General features: G+C 36.0%; 19 protein-coding genes and 1 pseudogene. 9 read left to right on the top strand and 11 right to left on the bottom strand.

Annotated elements, in window-relative coordinates; all coding sequences use genetic code 11:
• The 4 genes and pseudogenes from H4J67_RS16820 to H4J67_RS16805 all read left to right on the top strand — a co-directional run.
• Positions 1–382: pseudogene (locus H4J67_RS16820) on the top strand (hypothetical protein); the annotation flags it as partial.
• Between the two features lie 5 nt (positions 383–387).
• A complete protein-coding gene (locus H4J67_RS16815; RefSeq protein WP_182171106.1) occupies positions 388–2,064 on the top strand; it encodes a BatD family protein in 1,677 nt (558 codons plus the stop codon).
• Positions 2,065–2,122: 58 nt separating this feature from the next.
• Positions 2,123–2,638 carry a sigma-70 family RNA polymerase sigma factor gene (locus H4J67_RS16810; protein ID WP_310650621.1) on the top strand — a complete coding sequence of 172 codons (516 nt, stop codon included), beginning with the start codon at positions 2,123–2,125 and terminating at the stop codon, positions 2,636–2,638.
• Entirely contained in the window at positions 2,631–3,344 is a 714-nt protein-coding gene (locus H4J67_RS16805; RefSeq protein WP_182171100.1) for a DUF3379 family protein, read from the top strand. The genes H4J67_RS16810 and H4J67_RS16805 overlap by 8 nt, the downstream gene beginning before the upstream one ends.
• A 737-nt stretch (positions 3,345–4,081) precedes the next feature.
• Here H4J67_RS16805 and putP read toward each other — a convergent pair.
• The gene (gene putP, locus H4J67_RS16800) at positions 4,082–5,575 is read right to left on the bottom strand and encodes a sodium/proline symporter PutP (RefSeq protein ID WP_182171097.1); all 1,494 of its coding nucleotides are present in this window, start codon (positions 5,573–5,575) and stop codon (positions 4,082–4,084) included.
• A gap of 255 nt (positions 5,576–5,830) precedes the next feature.
• On the opposite strand from putP, the gene H4J67_RS16795 reads away from it, so the two are divergent.
• Complete coding sequence (locus H4J67_RS16795) at positions 5,831–7,057, top strand: EAL and HDOD domain-containing protein (RefSeq protein WP_182171094.1); 1,227 nt, start codon at positions 5,831–5,833, stop codon at positions 7,055–7,057.
• Positions 7,058–7,188: 131 nt separating this feature from the next.
• On the opposite strand, the gene H4J67_RS16790 is transcribed toward H4J67_RS16795, so the two are convergent.
• The 4 genes from H4J67_RS16790 to H4J67_RS16775 form a co-directional block, all read right to left on the bottom strand.
• The gene (locus tag H4J67_RS16790) at positions 7,189–7,998 is read right to left on the bottom strand and encodes a DUF2884 family protein (RefSeq protein WP_182171091.1); all 810 of its coding nucleotides are present in this window, start codon (positions 7,996–7,998) and stop codon (positions 7,189–7,191) included.
• Positions 7,999–8,163: 165 nt separating this feature from the next.
• Positions 8,164–9,087: a cell division protein ZapE gene (gene zapE / locus H4J67_RS16785; RefSeq protein WP_259368650.1), complete on the bottom strand. Its 924-nt coding sequence runs from the start codon at positions 9,085–9,087 to the stop codon at positions 8,164–8,166.
• Positions 9,088–9,406: 319 nt separating this feature from the next.
• Entirely contained in the window at positions 9,407–9,613 is a 207-nt protein-coding gene (locus H4J67_RS16780; protein ID WP_070376065.1) for a cold-shock protein, read from the bottom strand.
• Between the two features lie 282 nt (positions 9,614–9,895).
• On the bottom strand, positions 9,896–10,444 hold the full coding sequence (locus tag H4J67_RS16775) for an RNA methyltransferase (RefSeq protein WP_182171088.1): 549 nt from the start codon (positions 10,442–10,444) through the stop codon (positions 9,896–9,898).
• Between the two features lie 432 nt (positions 10,445–10,876).
• On the opposite strand from H4J67_RS16775, the gene lepB reads away from it, so the two are divergent.
• Together lepB and H4J67_RS16765 are read left to right on the top strand one after the other, a co-directional pair.
• Positions 10,877–11,539: a signal peptidase I gene (lepB, locus tag H4J67_RS16770; protein ID WP_182171085.1), complete on the top strand. Its 663-nt coding sequence runs from the start codon at positions 10,877–10,879 to the stop codon at positions 11,537–11,539.
• Between the two features lie 298 nt (positions 11,540–11,837).
• A complete protein-coding gene (locus H4J67_RS16765; RefSeq protein WP_182204398.1) occupies positions 11,838–12,608 on the top strand; it encodes a peptidylprolyl isomerase in 771 nt (256 codons plus the stop codon).
• Between the two features lie 10 nt (positions 12,609–12,618).
• On the opposite strand, the gene arfB is transcribed toward H4J67_RS16765, so the two are convergent.
• Positions 12,619–13,032: an alternative ribosome rescue aminoacyl-tRNA hydrolase ArfB gene (gene arfB / locus H4J67_RS16760; RefSeq protein WP_070376061.1), complete on the bottom strand. Its 414-nt coding sequence runs from the start codon at positions 13,030–13,032 to the stop codon at positions 12,619–12,621.
• A gap of 123 nt (positions 13,033–13,155) precedes the next feature.
• Entirely contained in the window at positions 13,156–13,512 is a 357-nt protein-coding gene (hpf, locus tag H4J67_RS16755; protein WP_070376060.1) for a ribosome hibernation-promoting factor, HPF/YfiA family, read from the bottom strand.
• A gap of 313 nt (positions 13,513–13,825) precedes the next feature.
• On the opposite strand from hpf, the gene H4J67_RS16750 reads away from it, so the two are divergent.
• On the top strand, positions 13,826–14,929 hold the full coding sequence (locus H4J67_RS16750) for a 1-acyl-sn-glycerol-3-phosphate acyltransferase (RefSeq protein ID WP_182204396.1): 1,104 nt from the start codon (positions 13,826–13,828) through the stop codon (positions 14,927–14,929).
• Positions 14,930–14,996: 67 nt separating this feature from the next.
• Here the strand turns inward: H4J67_RS16750 and H4J67_RS16745 are convergent, their stop codons facing one another.
• Entirely contained in the window at positions 14,997–16,394 is a 1,398-nt protein-coding gene (locus H4J67_RS16745) for a hypothetical protein (protein ID WP_182171076.1), read from the bottom strand.
• Positions 16,395–16,575: 181 nt separating this feature from the next.
• On the bottom strand, positions 16,576–18,015 hold the full coding sequence (locus H4J67_RS16740; protein WP_220463201.1) for a hypothetical protein: 1,440 nt from the start codon (positions 18,013–18,015) through the stop codon (positions 16,576–16,578).
• A 465-nt stretch (positions 18,016–18,480) separates the two neighbouring features.
• Between H4J67_RS16740 and pepN the strand changes: the two genes are divergently transcribed.
• Positions 18,481–21,180: an aminopeptidase N gene (gene pepN / locus H4J67_RS16735; RefSeq protein WP_182171074.1), complete on the top strand. Its 2,700-nt coding sequence runs from the start codon at positions 18,481–18,483 to the stop codon at positions 21,178–21,180.
• A gap of 80 nt (positions 21,181–21,260) precedes the next feature.
• Here the strand turns inward: pepN and kdsB are convergent, their stop codons facing one another.
• Both kdsB and H4J67_RS16725 read right to left on the bottom strand, forming a co-directional pair.
• A complete protein-coding gene (gene kdsB / locus H4J67_RS16730) occupies positions 21,261–22,040 on the bottom strand; it encodes a 3-deoxy-manno-octulosonate cytidylyltransferase (protein WP_182171071.1) in 780 nt (259 codons plus the stop codon).
• A gap of 22 nt (positions 22,041–22,062) precedes the next feature.
• Entirely contained in the window at positions 22,063–22,242 is a 180-nt protein-coding gene (locus tag H4J67_RS16725) for a Trm112 family protein (RefSeq protein WP_070376055.1), read from the bottom strand.
• Positions 22,243–22,266 lie beyond the last annotated feature (24 nt).

Here is a 22,266-nt window from a genome sequence, read left to right as displayed (position 1 = left end):
GGGGAAAGATCAAGAACAGAAAGACAGTGAAGATCAAGCTCAGCCAAATGAATCTGAGCAACAAGATGATCAAAAAGAAGCAACTGACAAAGAGCAGACCGAACAAGAAAAGTCTCAGCAAGAACAAAAAGATAAAGCCGAGCAAGAAAGACAAGCTAAAGAAGAGGAAGGTAAAGAAGACGACCCAAGCCAACCCGAGCAAACACCTGCTCAGCTTCGTGCCGCCGAACAATTAGCAGAAGAGACCGAACAAAAACACCAACAATTACTCAACAAAGTAACTGATGATCCCTATATGTTACTGAGAAACAAAATGCAGCTCGAATATCAAAAGCGCCGTAATAGTCGAAGTAGTCGCGCAAAAGGAAAAAAACAATGGTAAAAATAATGACCCAAACAATAATAGCCCTACTAACTATTTTGCTCAGTAATACGCTTTTTACCACTAATGCGCTTGCGGCAACTCAAATTAGTGCAACTATTGATAAAAATCCTATCGTGGTTAATGAGTCCTTTATTTTAAAAATCACCATAGATGACGATGTCGACACCAACGCTTTAAATACCTCCGCGTTATTAAAAGACTTTGTCGTTGGTAGAACATCGGTGAGTTCGCAAACTAGTATGATTAATTTTAAAACAACACAAACGACAACCTGGAGTACTTTGCTAATAGGTAAATCAGCAGGTGATTTTATTATTCCTCCTTTCACCATTGCGGGCATAAACTCTCAAGCCATAAAAGTACAGATATTAGCTGAAAATGATCCGCTTGCTGACAAACAACAAGACATCTTCATTACCACTGAAATATCGACCAAAAAAGTCTATGTTCAACAACAATTAACCTTAACCGTTAAGCTACACTTTGCTGCAGAATTAAAACGTGGCAGCTTAAGCGAACCAACGTTAGAAAGCGCCAGCATTACTCAAATTGGAAAAGATAAAGAAGAAGATACTATTATTAATGGTCGTCGCTATCGAGTTATTGAAAGAACCTATGCAATAAGTCCTAAAAATAGCGGTGAATTTACGTTAAAGTCACCGCTATTTTCTGGCGAAATTTTAGTGCCATCAACGCGAAGAAATAACATGTTTAGCTTTTCAGAAACTAAACCTGTTAGTGTCATTGGCGATGAAATTCAACTATTAGTTCGTCCTATCCCTGAAACATTTCAAGGCACTTGGTTACCGAGTAATTTACTTGCTATTCATCAAGACTGGCAACCTGATTTAGCAACATTCAAAGTAGGCGAGCCTATTACGCGCACCATTACCTTAACTGCAGCAGGTTTATCCGAAGAACAATTGCCACTTTTAGAGATGACAGTGCCCAAAGGCCTGAAAGTCTACCCAGACCAAGCTCAATTACATACAGGCATGAGCAGTGGCCATTTGGTTAGCCAAAAAGTTAGAAATTTTGCCATTGTTGCCAGTAAGCCAGGCGAATATCAACTACCGGAGATAAGTGTTCCTTGGTGGAACACCGTCACTAACCGTTATCAAGTCGCTACAATTGCTGCTCAAAAAATTACAGTTTTACCTAATAGCGAGCTTAACTCAGCTCCAGCTGTCATGAAAAATCAGCAAAACAAAGTACTTATTCCAACGGAAACAATTGTTGTTACTCAGGCATCCTGGCTGCAATGGCTATTTTTAACCTTATGGCTACTTACTGCTTTAGCGTGGTTTATCAGTGCAAAACGCTCTAGACCATTAGCAGTAAAACCAACAAAGATTGATAATAGAAATAATAATCCTTACTTATCTTTATTAGCCGCCTGTAAAAAAAATCAGGGTTTAGAAGTGCTTGCTTTAATATCGCCATGGATAAATACCTTACAAGCAAAAGCAGGTAACAAAATAACATCAACACTTGATGATGCGTTAATCGAGATTAATGATAATAAATTTCAGGACGAAATTGAGTTGTTACAGCAATGTTATTATGGGAAAGAGCAAAAAACTTGGCAAGGAAAGGCCTTAACAAGCTTAATTCAAGCTATTAATAAGCAAGGATTAAAAGCAAATAAAGCTAAGGTTTTAACTCTGAATCCAAGATAAAAATGAAATATATTTTTAAAAGCGAAATAAAATAATGTCAGCTCAGGTCTCTTACAACATGGCAACAAAACAAGTTAGATATGAAGCACTAGTTAAAGCTTTGCATGGCGATTTATTCCGTTATGCTTATTGGCTATGTCACGACAAACATGTGGCTGAAGACTTAGTGCAAGAGACATTTTTACGGGCATGGCGAGCTTTAGATTCATTAAAAGATGAAAAAGCGGCTAAGTCATGGCTGATCACAATTTTACGACGAGAAAATTCTCGTCGTTTCGAACGTAAACGATTTGATATGAGTGAATATGAAGAAGCCACTGTTACCGATACTAAATCAACAAGTAGCGAACAAGAAATTGAAAACTATTGGCTTCGTGAAAAAATAGCACAAATGCCAGAAGAATACCGTGAGCCATTAGTATTACAAATTATTGGTGGATTTTCAGGTGAAGAAATAGCTAAACAGCTCGATTTAAATAAGAATACCGTGATGACAAGGTTGTTTAGAGCGCGTAATCAATTAAAAGAAGCTTTAGATAATACTCCCAAAGTTAGAGGTCAGTACAATGGATGATTTGCAATTTAGACGTCGTATTTATGCAGATCCAAATACACGTGATAAAGATATGCTTGCTGCAATTCATAGTGATCCTGCCAAGCAAAATTTTACACAAGAACTTGAAAGTTTAGACAGTAAACTCTTTCAAGCGTTAAATATTGAAGTACCTGTAGGCTTAAGCGATAAACTTATTTTACGTCAAACCATGGCCAGTCATCAGGAACAAAAACGTAAAAGTCGTGTTCGTTTAGCTTTAGCTGCGTCTGTTGCCTTTGTGATGGGTTTAACGATTAATTTTATGCAGTTTTCTAATGCCTATAACAACCTAGGGGATTACGCGATAGCTCATATTGCCCATGAAGAAGGACATTTTTCTAACACTTCAACTGCAAATGTTAGCTTAGCCTCTCTTAACGATAAAATGGCGACGTTTAATGCCAGTTTTACTGATAGCATAGGCAAATTAATGTTTGCTAATTATTGCCGGTTTGATGGCATGAAAAGCCTACACTTAGTTTTTCAAGGTACAACAAGCATGGTCACTGTTTTTATTGTTCCAAATAATGAAGAGCTTAAATTTACCGCTGATTTTTCAACAGAGAAATTAATAGGAAAATCCCAACACTTTAAAAACAATAATATTATTGTCGTTGCTGACAAAAGTGAATCGCTGACACAGTGGCAAACAGCGATTGATAAAAATATTAGCTGGTCTATTTAAGTCATAAAAATAATATTTTACTGTTAACTTCGTCGTACATGAAACCATGGCGACGAAGTTCTTAATCCCCTCTTATCAAAGCCTAATTCCTTTTGCACTAAAACCATCATCTTAATACCACACCCCCTATACTGAACTCTTTTCAGTATCGAGTACACACCTCTCAAACCACAGATAGCATAATCGTCAAGCTGAACCAGATTCAGTATCTAGTACACACCTCTCAAACCACAGAAGCCATAGTCGTCATACTGAACCAGTTTCAGTATCTAGTACACACCTCTCAAACCACAGATACCATAGTCGTCATGCTGAACTCGTTTCAGTATCTAGTACAAACCTCTCAAACAATAGAAGTCAAAATCGTCATGCTGAACTAGTTTCAGTATCTAGTACTGACCTCAATAAAATAGAGATTAAAATAACATATACATTCATTGCCATCCTTGGCACCACACTATTGCCTCCGTGGATGGAGGTACTTATGATTTGTCAGGAACAAAAATCATGACCGTTCATCCTGAACATATACATTCATTGCCATCCTTAGCACCACGCTATTGCCTCCATGGATGGAGGTACTTATGATTTGTCAGGAACAAAAATCATGACCGTTCATCCTGAACATATACGTTCATTGCCATCCTTGGCACCACGCTATACCGTTCATCCTGAACATAAAAAGCCCGTTATTGAATATCAATAACGGGCTTTATTTGAGAGAGTTTACAATACCATTAATCGATATTGTGCTGCTCTATCATGTCATCAAACATTTTTTCAACAGATTCATCAGGTGCCGCAGTAAAGTTACTCACCACAACAATCGCTATTGTTGAAAGTATAAAGCCAGGAACAATTTCATACATCACTGAACTCAATAGTTCGCCACCGACAGTTATCGGGGCATAAATCCAAATAAGAACGGTTATAGCGCCTGTTAACATTCCTGCTAAAGCGCCTTGTTTGTTCATTTTTTTCCAGTAGAGACTAAAGATAACTAGTGGTCCAAATGCGGCGCCAAATCCTGCCCAAGCATTACTAACCAAACTTAAAATAGAGCTATTTCGGTCATAAGCTAAAGATATCGCAACAATAGCAACTAGAAGTACGGATAAACGGCCAACAAAAACAAGCTGTTTATCAGTAGCGTCTTTATTTAGAAACGCTTGATAAAAGTCACCGGTTAATGAGCTTGATGTCACTAATAATTGAGAAGAAATGGTGCTCATTATTGCAGCTAAAATAGCCGCTAATAAAAAGCCAGAAATGAGAGGGTGAAATAAGACCTGAGAAAATAAAACAAAAATAGTTTCTGGATCGGTTAATTCTGTGCCCGTTTTCGCCACATAAGCAATACCAGCAAAACCAGTTGCCATAGCACCACAAATAGAAACGATCATCCAAGTCATACCAATACGACGAGCAGCAGGTAAATCTTTAACTGACCGAATTGCCATAAAGCGCACGATGATATGTGGCTGGCCAAAATAACCTAAGCCCCAAGCCATCGCTGAAATAATCGCCAGCGCGCTAACACCGTTAAACATATTAAACTTTTCAGCATCAATAGAATGAATTACATCATTCATTGCTTGTACGCCACCAATGTCGCTTATGACCACAAAAGGTACCAGCACAAGTGCTACGAACATAATACACCCTTGCACAAAATCGGTTAAGCTTACGGCTAAAAAACCACCAAACATAGTATAAAGTACAACAACACCTGCGGTAACGTAGAGCCCAACTTCATAATCTAATCCGAAAGAGCTTTCAAACAATTTACCACCAGCAACAATACCTGATGAAGTATAAAGCGTGAAAAAGACAATAATAACAATTGATGAAACTACGCGTAGCAAATGGCGCTTATCATTAAAACGGTTCTCAAAGAAATCAGGTAAAGTTATCGAATCATTTGCTACTTCAGTATAAGTTCTCAAACGAGGCGCAACAATTAAATAATTAAAATAAGCACCAATCACTAAACCTACGGCGATCCAAATACTGCTTAAACCTGTCACATACATAGCACCTGGTATGCCCATTAGCATCCAACCACTCATGTCAGAAGCCCCAGCGGAAAGAGCCGTCACTGAAGGACTTAGATTGCGCCCTCCTAGCATATAACCTGCTGCGTCACTGGTCGATTTTTTAAAGGCATATAAACCTATACCGATCATCACAATAAAATATAAACCTAAAGAAAATAATGTACCAAATGCCAAATTAACCTCCGAAAGTATTATTATATTTTTACTAAGTAAAAAAAATGTTAAAAAATTCTGTTACTAAGCAAAAAATGGATTAAGCTAGTATGACTAGATATTTTGCTATTACTATACTTTTATTTTTTTCAACTATATTAAAGGTATTATCCATGTAATATTTTTATGCCAGCAACTAATATATAAAAATAGTTGATGCTAATTTATCCTTTTTCCAATATATTCAATATAGTTACGAAAATATCAGGAATTTTTATGTATTTTTATGCCGCCAGGCAACCCATTCTAGATAAAGACAAAAATCTTTTTGCCTATGAATTACTATTTAGAGACAGCATTGACAACGTTTTTCCTGATATTGATGGCGATGAAGCCACCACAAAAATGATTGAAGCAAGTAAATTTAACTTAGGTATAGGAGAGTTTACTGGTAATAAGCCCGCCTTTATCAATTTTACCCTTGAAACATTGAGTCTTGGTTACGCAAATATGCTGACCACCGATGAAGTCGTCGTTGAAATTCTTGAAACGGTTAAACCGGGTAAAAAGTTATTAGCTATTTGCAAAGACCTTTATGAACAAGGTTATACATTAGCGCTCGATGATTATGAACATCAAAAAGTATGGATACATTTTTTCCCTTATATCAAAATAATAAAAATAGATTGGAAAATATCCACTATTGAAGAAATTAAAGAAGTTAAACAAGCGATTGCTAATTTCCCTGATATTAAGTTGCTTGCAGAAAAAGTTGAAACTTACGACGAGTATAATCAAGCACTAGAATTAGGCTTTGAACTATTCCAAGGTTTTTTCTTTGCTAAGCCTGAGATGATAAAAACTAAAAGTCTCTCTCCATCACAGATTGCCATGGCTGAGTTACTTTATGAAACATCAAAACCCGAATTAGATTTAATCAGTATTACTTCTGTGTTTGAACGCGATGTAACACTTTCTTATAAACTATTAAGATATGTTAACTCGGCAACATTTCGCAGACGCAATGAAATATCAACAATAAAACAAGCACTTGTAACTCTAGGATCACAAGAATTAAAACGATTTTTAGGTTTGATGTTTGCTATAAATGTTAACCCTGACAAACCTTCAGAGTTAATTAATTCAGCGATGGCTCGTGCTAAATTTTGTGAACTTCTCTCAAAGGATATTAGTGCTCCAATAGATTCATCGATTGCATTCTTAACGGGCTTATTATCATTAATTGATGCCATTTTAGATGAAAAACTTGAAACTGTTTTAGAAAAGTTACCACTTGCACAAGAGATAAAGGACTCTTTACTCACTAAGAAAGGTGTATTGGCTGAATTAATCCAGTTATTAGAGTACATTGAGCATGCACAATGGGATAAAACCATTGTTGTTATGAATAAGTTAGGTATAGAAAAAGAAAAAGTCATTAGAGATTACAACCAAGCACTTTCATGGGCTGACGAGCAGTCACAAATGACCAATGGCAGTTAATTAAGTCAGTGGTTCAATTGACAAAAAACGAGTAACCAAATTGTTTACTCGTTTTTTATTGTCAATAATTAGAGAATAACGCGCCCATGTTATAATCGGCGCTAGAGAAGTTTATCCGTATTTAGTTAACATTACATAAGTTCTTTAGTGTTTTTAGATGAAACAGTAGTGGTTAATAAATTAAAGTCTTTTAACACTATTATTTCGTTAGTTAACCTGTCTTCAAGTGCATCGATGTCGACAACAGATTGACAAAGTACTTTACTACTTTTTTTAATTTGTTCACCACGAGATTCCATTTCGTTTTCCATTTTTTCACCGAAATCCTCCATACGAGATTCAAAAGCGTTCATATCGCCACCAGAGAAAAGCATCTGTTGACCTACCGCTATCATTAAACTACCAATCGAATTTTGCACCGTCTTTTCTATCGCACTTTCAATACGTTGCTCAAAATCTTCGTTGAAAAAGTTTTCTCCTGAAAAACCATCCTCATCAAAATAAATGTCATTATCACTGGTTAAGCCCAGATCAACTTCTTTACGTATTTCTGAAAGTTGACTAGTAATTTCAGCACTCAGCGTATTATCTTGACCTAGTAACTCATTAAACGCTAAGTTAATGCCGTCATTCGCAAGATCGATAGCATCCAATGCAACACTTTTTACTTGTGGAACTGCAGCCCTAATGCCAGACGAATAATCATGAATCAAGGATTGCTGATTATCTGTTAAGTCAACTTGAACACCATTGACATATAATCGTTCATTATCAACAATTTTATAGAGTGGCAGTTTACTTTTAGAGAATTCAATAGCGGTTGGCGTAATTTTAATACCACCAGATATTGTTGCATTGCATGAGTCATTTGTAAAAGATGCGGTGGAAGCGAACGTAGTGCTGCTTGCCAATATAAGTGATGTTGCGATGAGTGTTTTCATATTATGCCCTTCGATTGTTATCGATTAAATAATGCCTAACTTAATATAGACATTACAAAACTAGTGCCAACTAGTAAAACCAATAAAATTCAATAAGATATAATAAATCCATAAAACAAACTAAAAATTAAATACTAATTATTAGTGAAATAAACACATTTTTGGTTAATATGCTAATTGTTGCATTTCAATGAGACGGGATTGGCAGCGAGCAAATTCAAAACTTAATTGCTGTCCTTGATAAAGCTCAATTATATCAACTTCAGTATTAATAATAAGTCGTATATTTCTATCATAAAATTCATCAACAACAGCAATAAAGCGCCGAGCTTCGTCATCTAAATGGCAAAGTTGGCTTAATAATTTACCGTCGCGTTGATAGTCATCTTCTACACCCGATATAACAGACGTTATGCGCTCTCCGTCAAATTGAGGAACTTGGCCAAGCAATACCAGTTTAAAATGATCAGCTAGGCTAATGGAGTCTCGCTGACTTCTAGGGCCTGAACATAGTGCATAAAAATCAAAAAGTATAATAGTGTCTGTTTTCGCTTGAAAAGGGATTTTACGGTGGTTAACAGTTATATTACCTGAAGTACCCACAATGCCCGTAATATCTAAAAACCTTTGTCTAAGCGTTTTGTTATTTAATGGGTAAGTATAATCACGATATGCAATTGCGGTTTCATCATAATGCTCTAAGCGATGATCTGCAGCACCATCAACCGATAACACTTGGCAATAATGATTAATTAAATCGATGGTTGGCAAAAATCTTTCACGCTGTAACCCATTACGATAAAGTTCTTCGGGTCGACAATTAGAGGTAGCGATTAAAATAATATCTTGTTGAAAGAACGCCTGAAATAAGCCAGAAAGCAACATAGCGTCACCAATATCTGAAACATAAAACTCATCAAAACACAGTACTTTGATCTTTTTAGCCCATTGCTTAGCAATAAACGTTAATGGGTCACTTTGTCCTGTACATAAATTTAATTGTTGATGTACTTCTTCAATAAAACGATGAAAATGAATACGTTTTTTAGCAGTAACGGCTAAATTTTGAAAGAAGAGATCCATAAGCATGGTTTTACCACGACCGACTCTCCCATAAAGATAAATACCACGAATAGCAGACGATTTTTCAGTCGTTTAGCAAGCCAAGATTTACGCTCATGTTGATAGATTTGTTCAGAAAGATCATCAAGTTTGGCAACGGCATTAACTTGTGCATAATCGTATTTAAAATTATTCGAAGTAGATAGAGCTTGGTAAGCTGAAAGCATATCTTAAGTTTTAAACGTTGAAACTAAATTTTTCCCACAAAAAAAGGGTGAGACATAAGTCTTACCCTTTTTAGCAATTTATTTGTATAAGGTAACCTAAGTTAGCTCAAGATACAAAATTAAAGAGCTTGAATGTTCTCAGCTTGAGGACCTTTCTGACCTTGAGTTACAGTAAACTGTACTTTTTGGCCTTCAGCTAGAGTTTTAAAACCGTCGCCAGAGATTGCAGAAAAATGTGCGAAAACGTCAGGACCAGATTCTTGCTCGATGAAACCAAAACCTTTAGACTCGTTGAACCATTTTACTGTACCAGTAGTTGTAGACATAATAGTATCCTATTTGTTTAATATAATTAATCTTAATTTTTTTCTAGCAATTAAATAAATTTAATCCGCTAAAACGATGATGCTGAGAGTGTTGCTATGACTTATTAAACAGGACGAGCTACTAACATAACTTCGAAACTTGGTACATAAATATAGGTAGTACTTTCTAGCTGCGTGCATTGTATATCGTTGGCAGAAAGAGTCAAGTTTTTTATCGACTTTATTAATTCTTTTGTTTGTTTTATGAACAAACCGTAAGATTAACACTATCAACAAGCCATTTTACTGTTTCACTTTTACCGTGTTATTTGTATCTCTACTTTTTCGGATAAGTTCATTGTCACCAATAGCTATTGCAGACTTTGCTAAGCGGTCATATAGCAAAACATTTACTGTTGCTGCCAAATTCATACAACCATTCGTTGGAATATATACCACAGCATCAGCTTTATCGATAACAGCCTGACTAATAGTGCCATCTTCAGGGCCAAACACATACATAGCATTTTTAGGATGAATGAAAGCCGGCAATGGCACCGCTCCTTCAATTAAATCAACACATATTAGCCTGCTCCCTTCGGGTAAACTTTCCACCAAAGATTCAACACCAATTAAAGGTATTTTTTTACTGGCACTTTGTGTATCGGTATGAAATTTCGCGGCTCTTGCATACCTAACACCACTGTAGAGTACGCTATCAACTTGATAACATCCTGCTGCGCGCATTACAGCACCAACATTACTTGGGCTTTTAGGATCGGTTAAACCTAATGTTATCTCAGCTGATTCAGCGTTTTTATGTTTTAACGGTACTTTTATCTTTTTAGTCATTAATATAATCGTTTTGGTTAGTTACTTTACAAATACAGCTAAATTCTACAGTAATTTTCCTTAGCGTTAATAAAAAACTCAAGTAAATAATAATTTTTTATTTGTTCTACAGTTAACATTTAATTTATCTGTTCGACCTTAGCGACTTATAGTTTAAGCTCGAAACCTATAGTTTAAGCTCGAAACCTATAGTGATATGAGCACTAAGTAAGTTTCACACTAGTAAGTAAAGTGACCAACTAAATTTATTTTTTAAAAATGATACAAAGCTATTAATAACGTATTATTCATGAGATCTATTCTTATCAAACAGTAAAGTTGTCATAATCCGTTACATTTCATAAGCAACAAATCAAAAAATAATGGTCATAATAAACTAGGGTTTTCTATCAATAACTATACCTGTGTCATCAATATTTAAAAGGAAAGATAATGAAAAATAGTCTCAAAAAACTATGGAAAGAAAATAAGTTATTATTTATTTTTATTGGTTTAATGTTGGTTTTTCGTAGCGCTGTCGCTGACTGGAGTGACGTACCTACTGGTTCGATGAAACCAACAATTGTTGAAGGCGATAGGATTTTTATTAATAAAATGGCTTATGATATTCGCTTACCCTTCACACATATTTCTCTTGTTGCACTTTCTGAACCACAAACCAATGACATCATTATTTTTGATTCAGTGGTATCAGATAAACGTTTAGTAAAACGTGTAATTGGTGTTCCAGGTGATACTGTTACCATGAAAAACAATAAATTAATTATAAACAACCAAGTCATTAGCTACAAAAAAGAATCAACAACAAACTTTCCATCGAACAATTACCACGACAAGGTTGAGACGATAAATGGCCAACCACATTTTATTCGAACCAGTAAGTTGGCTTCACAACTTGATAACTTCAACCAAGTTATCGTGCCTACTGATCAGTATCTAGTTCTAGGCGACAACCGAGATAATAGTGCAGATTCCCGGGTAATTGGCTTAGTGCCAAGGAAGGAAATTGTTGGTAGATCTAGTCAAGTCGCTTTTTCTCTAGATTACAATAATAACTTTTTACCACGCACTAATCGTTTTTTTCATTCACTTTAAATATTTGTGAACTGCTAGTACTTTTGCCTCAGATCTTAAATTACATTAGATAAATTCAGACAACTGTTTTTATTTAAATTTTGATGATACTGGTATTTATTTAACGTATGTCGTTAATAACGATATACGTTATCAGCTCTCACCACTTTTATAGCCTCATTGATATGCTGAAAAAAAACGCTACAACCACAAACTCAAATTTACAGGTAAGAAAAGCTCTTGTTGTTTTAGACTAATACTTTTAGTATCTCTAGCATTGTATTCAACTATTATTATCCCTAATAAACTTAAGGTTACTATGTATAAAAATTCTCCTAAGTCACTCGTACTAGCGGGTGCATTTTCTATTGCGACACTATTATCAGTATCGAGTAATGCAACAATTGTTGAATTTGAAACTTCTCAAGGGAATTTCAAAATTAACTTACACGATCAAACCACGCCTACAACAGTAGAAAATTTTTTAAAGTACATTAATGACGGGGATTTCAACAATACTGTTGTTCATCGTTTAGTGCCTAACTTTATTATGCAAGCGGGAGGCTTTGAATTTAACGGAAACTTTCCATTAACGGCCATTGATGTCGATAGTTCTATAAAAAATGAACCCTTGTATTCAAATGTTAGAGCAACTGTCGCGATGGCTAAAGTAGGAAACAGTCCTAATAGCGCAACCAGTCAGTGGTATATTAATTATAAAGATAATAGCGCTAACTTAGATATACAAAATGGTGGTTTTACGGTGTTTGGTGAAGTTATTGAAGGTATGGATAATATCGATAAAATAGCCCAATTACCCATTTGTCAAAGTATACCAATGCCAGATTATACCGACGAGCAATGTGCTAATAGTAATTTTGTACCTGCAGATGAGAATTTTGTAACCATTCGTGCTGTTACCATTTCAAATAGTTCAACAACAACGGCTGAAAGCCTATCTCCGGTAAAAAATACGCTGATTAATCAGGAGAGCAGTTCAAGTGATAGTAGCGGTGGCGGTAGCTTATCCTACTTTGCATTACTGACATTATCTTTAGTCGGCTTACGACGTAAAATGAAAATATCTTAAACGATATTAACTAGTCAGTGACCTTGCCGCGGAGTGCTTTAACATTACCGCGGTGAGATTTACCCGCTAAACGTCTTTTTTTGGAGTTTTTTGATGGTTTAGTTTCTCTTCGAACCTTTTGAATAACCATTGCTGATTTAATTACTTCAACAACACGCTCAAGTGCAGATTCACGATTTTTCTCTTGTGTTCTATACTGTTGCGCCTTGAGAACTAAAATTCCCTCTTTAGTGATACGTTTATCTTTTAATGCTAATAAACGTTCTTTATAAAAATCAGGTAAAGACGATGCCTTAATATCAAAGCGTAAATGAATCGCTGATGATACTTTATTGACATTTTGTCCTCCCGCCCCTTGTGCACGAATAGCGGTTAACTCGAGTTCATTTTGATCTAACCAGACATTATTTGAAAGGGCCAACATATTTTACTTCTACTACCTTATTTATTCACACGTTAAGTATACCATTCATAATGATAATAATAAGCTAGAAACTAAAACGGGAGCAATAGCTCCCGTAAACATTTAAGTATAACTACTTTGAAATTAGTTCAAATTCATTTCTTGAACTTTCTCATGGGCAATTTCAGGCGTAACTGAAACAGGTTTACTGTGTAAATTTGCTTTTAATTGGCCTTTTCTATGTTTAAGTGCGGCATCAAGCTTTTTGGCTACACTAGCAATCGCGGGAAACATAACATCGTCTTCTGCTGATACAGCAATACGACCACCTTCATAATTTGTTGTTATTTCTGCGCCATATTTTCCATGCTCTTTTGAAAGAATAATGTCTAATGAGATCAGCGTTGGAAAATGGTTAGAAATTTTTAAGAATTTTTCATCGATATGTTCTTTTACACCATCGGTAACATCTACATGGTGACCTGAAAGATTTATTTTCATAGGTATTCCTTTTGTTTATTGCTCTATTTAAGACTTGAGGGTAAAGTCGAAAAACGCAAGGCCTTAGTATGAAAAAAATAGAAATTAATTCATAAAAGAGCTTACACAATTAACTGTAGCAAAAATTATACATTTTATTTGGATTTTGCCTCATTTTTTATATTATTATTAATATTTATCCCTAAGTTAATGAAATTATATTATTTAAAAAAGTAAAGCATAAACAATAGGAGCCTTTTCATTTAAAAAACGGTTATAATATCCGCCAATTTTTAAGTTAATTAATCGCTGTTAAGCAGTAAAGAGACCTTACATGTTTGATGATATTCGCCCTTATCGTGACGATGAGGTTGTAACTGTGATCCGAAAACTGATTAATGACCAAGGGCTACTTTCTTCTATTGCTAGTTTTAAAATGCCTCGACTGTATAAGCTTCTACCCGTAATTTGTCGCTCAATGGTAAAATGGACGTTAAAGTTACGCGTGAGTAAGTTTCATAACATCGAAGACATTCAACGTGAAGTAGCAAAGTACTTGCATCACCTAGTACAAAAAAGTACCGATGGTTTTACTTTTCATGGTTTAGAGAAAATTGATACAAGTAAACCTATGCTGTTTATCAGTAATCATAGAGACATAGTACTTGATGTCGCATTAATTAATTGGGCGTTGTACAACAGCGGCATTAATACCGTTGAGGCAGCAGTCGGCGACAACTTATTGCATCAACCTTGGGTTGCTGACTTAATGCGTATTAACAAAAGCTTCATTGTTAAACGCAGTGAAGAGTCAAAACGTGCCATGCTCAATGCGTCAAAGCAATTATCAGCCTATATTCACCATACAGTTTATGAGCGCCAACAAAACATCTGGATAGCGCAGCGAGAAGGTCGTGCTAAAGACGGCATAGACAAAACCAACTCGGCTTTAATTTCAATGTTATTACTCAACAAAGACAAGCAAACACCGCTTGCAGACTATTTAAGTGAAATTAATATTGTACCTGTTTCAATTTCGTATGAATTTGATCCCTGTGATAGAGATAAAGCCATCGAACTTGCAGAACGAGAAGCAACGGGGTGTTATAAAAAGAAAGAAAACGAAGACTTAAATAGTATTACACAAGGGTTAATGGGGAAAAAAGGGCGTGTTCATGTTGAGTTCTGCCACGCTATTCAAGGCGACTATGCCGATAGTAAAGCCGTTGCAAAAGCTATTGATAAAGAAATTATCAGTAACTATAAATTATATGACAGCAACTTAACGGCTTATGCCCAGCTTCACCAGCAAGATGATATTAAGCAAAGCGTGATGAATCAGTTAAATAGCCGGATGTCTGATTTAACTGAACAGCAACAGCATTGGTTATTAACTATGTATGCAAATCCTGTTAGAGCGAAACAAGCAGTAGATTAATGGCTAACAGAAACGGGTATGAATAAAAAACGGCGCTTTATAGCGCCGTTTTTATATAAAAGTAAACTTATTTTTTTATTGATATATGATAATTTTTTACATTATTAGCAAAAGAGTTATTATTTTTATTTTGATAGTACAATAAATAATTTTCATATTTATCAGTATCTTCACTTTGTACCAAATCTGTACTGGTACCCAATACAAGGGTGTCATCATTAATAATACTGTCATAACCAGATAAAGCCATAGTTACCGGTAATTGCCCCGTAATTCGTCCATAACTTGTCCATTTAGCTGGCATAGGTGTATTTTTTTCGGGATGGTAAGCTTGATAATTGACAGTAATTATAGCCAAAGGATAATTAGCAACATTACTGTAATTATAGCTCCAGTCTGATTTAATCTCTGAGAAATAAATATCATCAACATCTGGTTTTTTAGTCGTCGCGGCTAAGGCAAAACTAGTGTTGAAAGCTGAAGAAATAACTTGATGCTGGCTCGATATTTTTATTTGACCAAAAGCAGAATCAGTTTCAGATAAAATAACCTCTGCATTTGATTGATAAACAGTTTCTGAAACGTATAAATGGCTATTAAATAAATCAACTGAGTTATCATCTTCAAGCACTTTTGTTGCAAAATGTGCCTGCCCCAAAAATAACTGTTGTGTTGTAAAAGGCTGATGATTTTTATTTAAGCCAATTTGTTCAATGGCGGCGAAAGCTGAGAGTTGCCATACAGCTTGATTGTCGCTATTGACGACTGTTTGACTAAAATCATCAATAAAGCCAGCAGCACCCAAAACGTTACTGTTATTTCCGGTACCAACAAGCGAGAAAGAATGTAGTGGCCAGGCGCCATCAATTACTCGGCAAGCTTCAACATTAATAAAGTCAGTGCGTTGTGAGTCTATCGCTTCAGTGCTGGTAAATGTTGCGGAGCTAGTTACTTGAGTAATATCAGAGATAGGGGTATGTGACACTTCAACATTTCGAGTGATACATTCACAATTAGCATCAACAACTTTACTGATATGTTCTGCCTGATAAATGGCGGGCGTTGTTGCTTTTACCTGATGAAAACTAACAAAATCTAAACCTTCCACTTTTCCTTCTTGCTGAGTTTTAGCAACAAGTGTGTAATTTATGAGTTCATTGTCTGATAAAAAACTAAAAAGTCCATCAGCGTTTGGCTGTAACTTTGTAACAACACTCCAATCATTATTTTGAATAAACAACTCAGCATCAACAAACGGTAGTTTTTCGCCACATTTATTGGTCAGTGTAGACGTTAATGAAAAAGCATAACTTTTTGGCGCTGTTGGGGTCGTATTATCGCTGCCACCACCTCCTCCACATGCTTGTATACCCAAAAAGATAGGCAGTAATAAAAGTGTTTTTTTATAATTGTTTAACAATGAGTTTATTGGGCGGTTTTGTAGCTGAAATAATTTTAATAGCATATCAAGAATTCTTCCTAAGTTTAGCGATCCATTACAGTAATTATAAAGTAATCACCACTAAGACTTAAAGCACTAATATCATCGAGTCTTGTATTCATTATAAAAAATGATATTTTAGCTTTATATAAAGAAAAAAGATCAGCAAATGCTGATCTTTTGATATTGAAATTAAGTGTTAAGTTTATTTTTGCTGATAGAAAGCTGACATGGCTTTATATAATGAATATAAGTCAACTTTTGAACCTACCGCATAAGGAGAGTGAATTGACAAAATGGGTACACCAAAATCAATTACTTCCATATTGTCATTAGACAAATCGCTACCAATAGTTCCGCCAGAAGCTTTACCTTTATAGGTCGATGTTTGCCATTTGATTTTATTATTATCTAAGTAATTACGTGTCCATGCCATGTACTCTGAGTTAGCATTAAAACCACCACCGTACAGTTTCAAGTTAATACCGTTACCTAAACGTGGCGCATTGCCTAATTCCCAAACACCAGCCCAATTAGGATTAACACCCGGGTTAACATCCGCTGAAATAACTTTGGTATTACGCAAAACTTTACGTAACTGGTAATCGTTATAATCGTCACCCATTTGGTTGTATAACAAGCCACTTAACATATCAACAAGATAACTTGAGCTTGCCCCGGTATTATTAATATTGCCCACTTCTTCGTTATCCACTAAAAAGGCAACCGAGGTATACTCTGGAATTTTCTGTTCAAAGATGGCAGTAACAGCGGCAATAGAGCTTGCCTTATCATCTTGGCCATAAGCAGCGATCATGCTGCGATCAAAGCCAACATCGCGAGGTTTAGTTGCTGGTACTAAGGCTAATTCAGCAGACACTAAGTCTTCGACTGAAATGTCATACTCTGTTTTTAAGAAATCGGTGATCAATTCTTTTATTGATTTATCTAAGTCAGGCTTAGCTGCGATAATAACATCAAGTTCTTCTTTCTTGATCACATCACGACTTTTACGATCCCTGTTTGGATGATCAACATGCGGGGCTAAATCAGGTACCATAAAGATGGGATCGTTTTCATCAAAGCCAACAGAGATATTAACAACTGTCCCGTCTTTTTTGTCAACGCGGCCAACCAGCGCTAAAGGGATATTGACCCATTGATAGGTTTTAATACCACCATGAACATAAGTCTGCAGCATAGCAAACTTCTCTTTTTCATAAAGCGGTCGTCCTTTAAGTTCTAGGCGAGGTGAATCAATATGAGCGCCAACAATACGAGTACCTTGCTCAAGGCCTTTTTTACCAATAACAATTAATGAAATAGTACGGTCACGATTGACGTCATAAAAACGAGCACCTGGCTTTAAGTTACTTTTTTCAGACAAACGCTTAAAACCTTGTTTCTCAGCACGTTTTATAGTTTCTGTAACAAAGGTCAATTCTGTTGGTGTTTGATAAATAAAAGTTTTGTAATCGGTCGCATATTTTTCAACGGCAACTAACTCACTTTCAGATAAATTTAACCAGGTTGATGGTGAAACTTTCTTTGCTTGATCTTTTTCAGCTGTATCTGCATAACTCTGACCAGAAAGGGCCATAGTACTTATTATTGCGATGCTTGTTAGGGTTCTTTTTATGTTCATTATTATTTCTTTTAATTAATAGCTCCTGATTATAATAAAGAGAAGTAACGTCTCCTTACAAGGTTTATTCGTTTGAACCGATAGAAAATAAGATGAACGTCGACATTTTAATCTCCATATTACAATAAATGCTCATCGCGTTGATCAATATTACTCAACACAATTAATTTTTGACGTAATGTAGCAAACAAAAACAATAAAAAGTGAATAACAAACAGCACCTATTTGACATGACTAAATATTAATAAAATACTGGCACCACAATGTTTTAATTAAAAAAGTAGATAAAAATAAGTTAATAAAAGCAAGCCTTGCTAAAAATCAGTTGAAATTCGATCAACTCCATTATTTACGCGATGACTGAAGTAGATTTCCCCCGCTTATATGATATAAATACTGAGGTATTTTAAATGAAAAGTGTTTCCACTAGGAAATCTTAAAAATAATAAAGTAGGATCTGGGTAAATGACATTAAATAAATCTCAAATAGCTAAGGCGCTGTCCATTGCTATTATAAGCTCAAGTGTTGTACTGATGGGCTGTGAAAAAGCAGACACAGCAAGCAACTCAGCAGTCGCTGAAACCATACAGCAAACAAGTTTATTACGTACTCAAAGTGAATCACTTGAAGCAGTTTATGCTGAGATGCGTGCTAAACAAGTCAGCAACGTTAGCTATAAGTTAAGTGTGACGATTGATAATAAAAGCGAAAGTTTTTCTGGCTCTACCGAGTTACTCTTTGATTTAGTAGAGAACAATCAAAATGATTTAACCATAGATTTTGATGAAGGCACCATAAACTCATTAAAAGTGAATGGTAAAGTAGTTAAGTTTAGCTATGAAAAATGGTTTATCACTATTCCTGCTAGCGAATTAACAGCGGGTAAGCAAAGTATTACTATAGATTACCAACGTCCTTACTCTACTGACGGCTCTGGTTTCCATCGTTTTGTTGACCCTAAAAATGGTGAAGTTTACTTATACACCGATTTTGAACCTTATGACGCGAACCGATTATTTCCTCATTTTGATCAACCTGATTTAAAAGCCAGCTACGAAATACAAGTAACCGCTCCCGCTCATTGGCAAATAATTAGCGCAACTCGCGAAACAACGATTAGCGAAAACGGTGATAACAAAGTATGGTCATTCCCTGCTTCAGCAAGATTCTCTTCTTATGTTTTCTCTCTTCATGCAGGTAATTACGCTGTATGGGAAGATGATTTTGAAGGGATGAAATTGCGTTTATTTGCTCGTCAAAGTTTAGCCGAATACGTTAAAACTGACGAATGGTTTATCCCAACCAAACAAAGTTTTGCCTTCTTCAATAAGTACTTTGATGTGAAATACCCTTTTGGCAAATATGACCAAATTGTTGCACCTGACTTTAATGCCGGTGCTATGGAAAACGTTGCTGCGGTTACATTCAATGAAGGCTATATTGCACGTGGAGAGAAATCAACCAGTGCTCGCATGAGTCTTGCTAATGTTATTGCTCATGAAATGGCACACATGTGGTTTGGTGATTTAGTTACCATGCGCTGGTGGAACGGCTTATGGTTAAATGAAAGTTTTGCTACTTATATGGCCAACTTAGCTATTGCAGAAGCCAGCGACTTTGAGAACAACTGGGATGTATTCTACTCTGGTACTAAACAATGGGCTTACCGCACTGATGACTCAGTGAACACTCATGCGATAGAATTACCGGTTGCTTCTACGGGTGTTGCTTTGTCAAATTTTGACGGTATTACCTACGGTAAGGGCGCATCAGTATTAAAGCAGTTGCCTTATTATTTAGGTGAAGAGAACTTCCGCATTGGTGTTAGCAATTACTTGAAAAAGTTTTCTTACCAAAATACTGATTTAGACGATTTCATTGGTGAACTTGGCAAAGCTGCAGATAAAGATATGACCCAGTGGACACAAGACTGGTTATATAATGCAGGTTTAAACACCATCAAAGTTAATTACCAATGTAGTGATGGTAAAATTAGTGAGTTTGCGATAAACCAAACAGCACCAGATGGTTACCCAACATTACGTGAACAACGTGTTCAAATTGGTTTATACAATGTTAGTGCTGATGGCACTGCGATTAACTTAACCTCTGCAACACCTATTATGTATAAAGGTGCAACCACTGAGATCAAGGCTGTGATAGGTCAAGCATGTCCTGATTTGGTTTATCCAAACGAAGCCGATTGGGGTTACGTAAAAGTAGATCTTGATGAAAAGTCATTGGCATCAGCACAAAAACACATTAATGCTATTGATAATGCCACCATGCGCTTAATGCTATGGCAGAGTTTGTCTGACAGCGTCAACGATGCAAACTTAGCCGCTGACCAGTTGGTAACGTTTGCCATGGCTAATATTGAGGGTGAAAGCGATTATAACGTATCGCGTAAAATTGCGAGTACCTTAACCTCGGCTTTAGGCTTTCTAACTGTTGCAACACGCTTAGAGCAAAAAGATTATACGGCACTTTATATGGACGTTGAAAACTTATACTTACGTTTATTAGAAAATGCCGAAGCGGGTTCAGATTTCCAAAAACTTTGGTATGGTCGTTATGTTGGTGTAACGAAAACAACTAAGCATTTAAATCGCTTACAAAATATTTTGAACGGTGAAAAAAGTTTTGATGGTATTACCATAGATCAAGACAAGCGCTGGACATTAATTGCTAAAATGAACCGTTACCTACATGGTAATTACCAAGCATTATTGAGCACTGAAGCCAAAAAAGACATTACCGATTCAGGTGTTAAAAGTGCTATTTATGCAGAAGTTATTCGACCTGAGGCTGAAGTTAAAGAAAAATGGTTTAACATCGTTATTAATAACCCTGACAAACTAAAACTTTCTACCCTTCGTTATATTATGTGGGGTTTATTCCCTGGTGAGCAACAAGCTTTAGAAGCGCCATATAAAGCTAAAATTCTCGCACACATCCCTAAATTAAATGAAGGAAGTGATTTAGGTTTATTAGAGTCTTTTGCTGATAGCATGTTACCGACACAATGTAATGCAGCCAGTGAAGCAGAATTAGCACAACTGATTAAAGACTACAGTGGTATGAAGCCACAAGTGTTAAAGACAGTCAAAGCTAGCCATCAACAAATTGGTCGCTGTGTTAAAGCGCTTGAACTATTAAAATAATATTTCATTAGCGTAATAAAAAGGCCTTATGTGAAAACATAAGGCCTTTTTTATTTTATTTTATTTTATTTTATAAAAAATTAAAGCGTTAAAGCGTAAGCTCTAGCTTTTTCTAGGTCTTCTGGCGTATCAACCCCTTCAACCGCTAAACGAGTTTCGGCTACCGCAACATGAATTTTTTCACCTTGCCATAATACGCGCAGTTGTTCTAAAGACTCAATTTGCTCTAATTGACTGGCCGGCCATTGCACGTAATCTTTAATGAACCCAGCTCGATATGCGTAGATACCAATATGGCGTAAGTAAAAATCGCCAATAGCGGCGACACTTTTCTCATTAAGAAAACGATCTCTGTCATAAGGGATCGTCGAACGGCTAAAGTACATCGCATAACCGTGTTTATCTGTTAACACTTTAACCGCGTTAGGATTAAAAGCCTCATCGACGTCATGAATACGCACAGCAAGTGTCGCCATTCTAGCTTGTTGCTGATTTGTTCTCTGCTGGTCTGCTAAATTTCTGGCAACTTGCGCAATATTTTCAGCGGGAATAAAAGGCTCATCCCCCTGAACATTAACGATAACCTGATCATCGTCAAAGTTATAAATGTTCATCACTTCGGCTAAACGTTCGGTACCCGATTGATGATCGGCACGAGTTTTACAAACCTCGCCACCAAATGCTAATACCGCTTCTTCAACCTGCTTATTATCAGTGGCGACAATCACTTGGCTAGCACCACTTTGCTGGGCTTTTTCAACAACCCATTGGATCATCGGCTTACCATTAATATCGGCTAAGACTTTTCCCGGTAAACGAGACGACTCAAACCGAGCAGGTATTACAACAATAAAAGACATTTAATTCTCCAAATACATTTAATTAGTCATTTTCGGTAATACGGCGCGCTTCACTTTCTAACAAGACCGGAATGCCTTTTTCAATAGCGTAAGCAAGGCGGTCGAATCTACAGATTAATTCTTGTTGTTCTTTATTGTAATCAAGTTTGCCCTTGCATGCTGGACAAGCTAATATTTCCATTAGTTTTACGTCAAATGCCATGTTTATTCTCTTATTTATCAGTTT

It is taken from the genome of Colwellia sp. BRX10-4 (assembly GCF_014077465.1).
Lineage (GTDB): Bacteria > Pseudomonadota > Gammaproteobacteria > Enterobacterales > Alteromonadaceae > Colwellia_A.
This window is presented reverse-complemented; position numbering and strand designations above follow the sequence as displayed.

Bases quoted from the DNA above. Each gene is read 5' to 3' on its own strand.
- pepN (WP_182171074.1), top strand. From the start codon at position 18,481: ATGACATTAAATAAATCTCAAATAGCTAAGGCGCTGTCCATTGCTATT.
- hpf (WP_070376060.1), bottom strand. From the start codon at position 13,512: ATGAAAATAAATCTTTCAGGTCACCATGTAGATGTTACCGATGGTGTA.
- H4J67_RS16745 (WP_182171076.1), bottom strand. From the start codon at position 16,394: ATGCTATTAAAATTATTTCAGCTACAAAACCGCCCAATAAACTCATTG.
- H4J67_RS16810 (WP_310650621.1), top strand. From the start codon at position 2,123: ATGGCAACAAAACAAGTTAGATATGAAGCACTAGTTAAAGCTTTGCAT.
- H4J67_RS16775 (WP_182171088.1), bottom strand. From the start codon at position 10,444: ATGACTAAAAAGATAAAAGTACCGTTAAAACATAAAAACGCTGAATCA.
- H4J67_RS16750 (WP_182204396.1), top strand. From the start codon at position 13,826: ATGTTTGATGATATTCGCCCTTATCGTGACGATGAGGTTGTAACTGTG.
- H4J67_RS16805 (WP_182171100.1), top strand. From the start codon at position 2,631: ATGGATGATTTGCAATTTAGACGTCGTATTTATGCAGATCCAAATACA.
- H4J67_RS16740 (WP_220463201.1), bottom strand. From the start codon at position 18,015: ATGAACATAAAAAGAACCCTAACAAGCATCGCAATAATAAGTACTATG.
- H4J67_RS16815 (WP_182171106.1), top strand. From the start codon at position 388: ATGACCCAAACAATAATAGCCCTACTAACTATTTTGCTCAGTAATACG.
- H4J67_RS16790 (WP_182171091.1), bottom strand. From the start codon at position 7,998: ATGAAAACACTCATCGCAACATCACTTATATTGGCAAGCAGCACTACG.
- H4J67_RS16765 (WP_182204398.1), top strand. From the start codon at position 11,838: ATGTATAAAAATTCTCCTAAGTCACTCGTACTAGCGGGTGCATTTTCT.
- arfB (WP_070376061.1), bottom strand. From the start codon at position 13,032: ATGTTGGCCCTTTCAAATAATGTCTGGTTAGATCAAAATGAACTCGAG.
- H4J67_RS16780 (WP_070376065.1), bottom strand. From the start codon at position 9,613: ATGTCTACAACTACTGGTACAGTAAAATGGTTCAACGAGTCTAAAGGT.
- H4J67_RS16795 (WP_182171094.1), top strand. From the start codon at position 5,831: ATGTATTTTTATGCCGCCAGGCAACCCATTCTAGATAAAGACAAAAAT.
- kdsB (WP_182171071.1), bottom strand. From the start codon at position 22,040: ATGTCTTTTATTGTTGTAATACCTGCTCGGTTTGAGTCGTCTCGTTTA.
- lepB (WP_182171085.1), top strand. From the start codon at position 10,877: ATGAAAAATAGTCTCAAAAAACTATGGAAAGAAAATAAGTTATTATTT.
- H4J67_RS16725 (WP_070376055.1), bottom strand. From the start codon at position 22,242: ATGGCATTTGACGTAAAACTAATGGAAATATTAGCTTGTCCAGCATGC.
- zapE (WP_259368650.1), bottom strand. From the start codon at position 9,087: ATGCTTATGGATCTCTTCTTTCAAAATTTAGCCGTTACTGCTAAAAAA.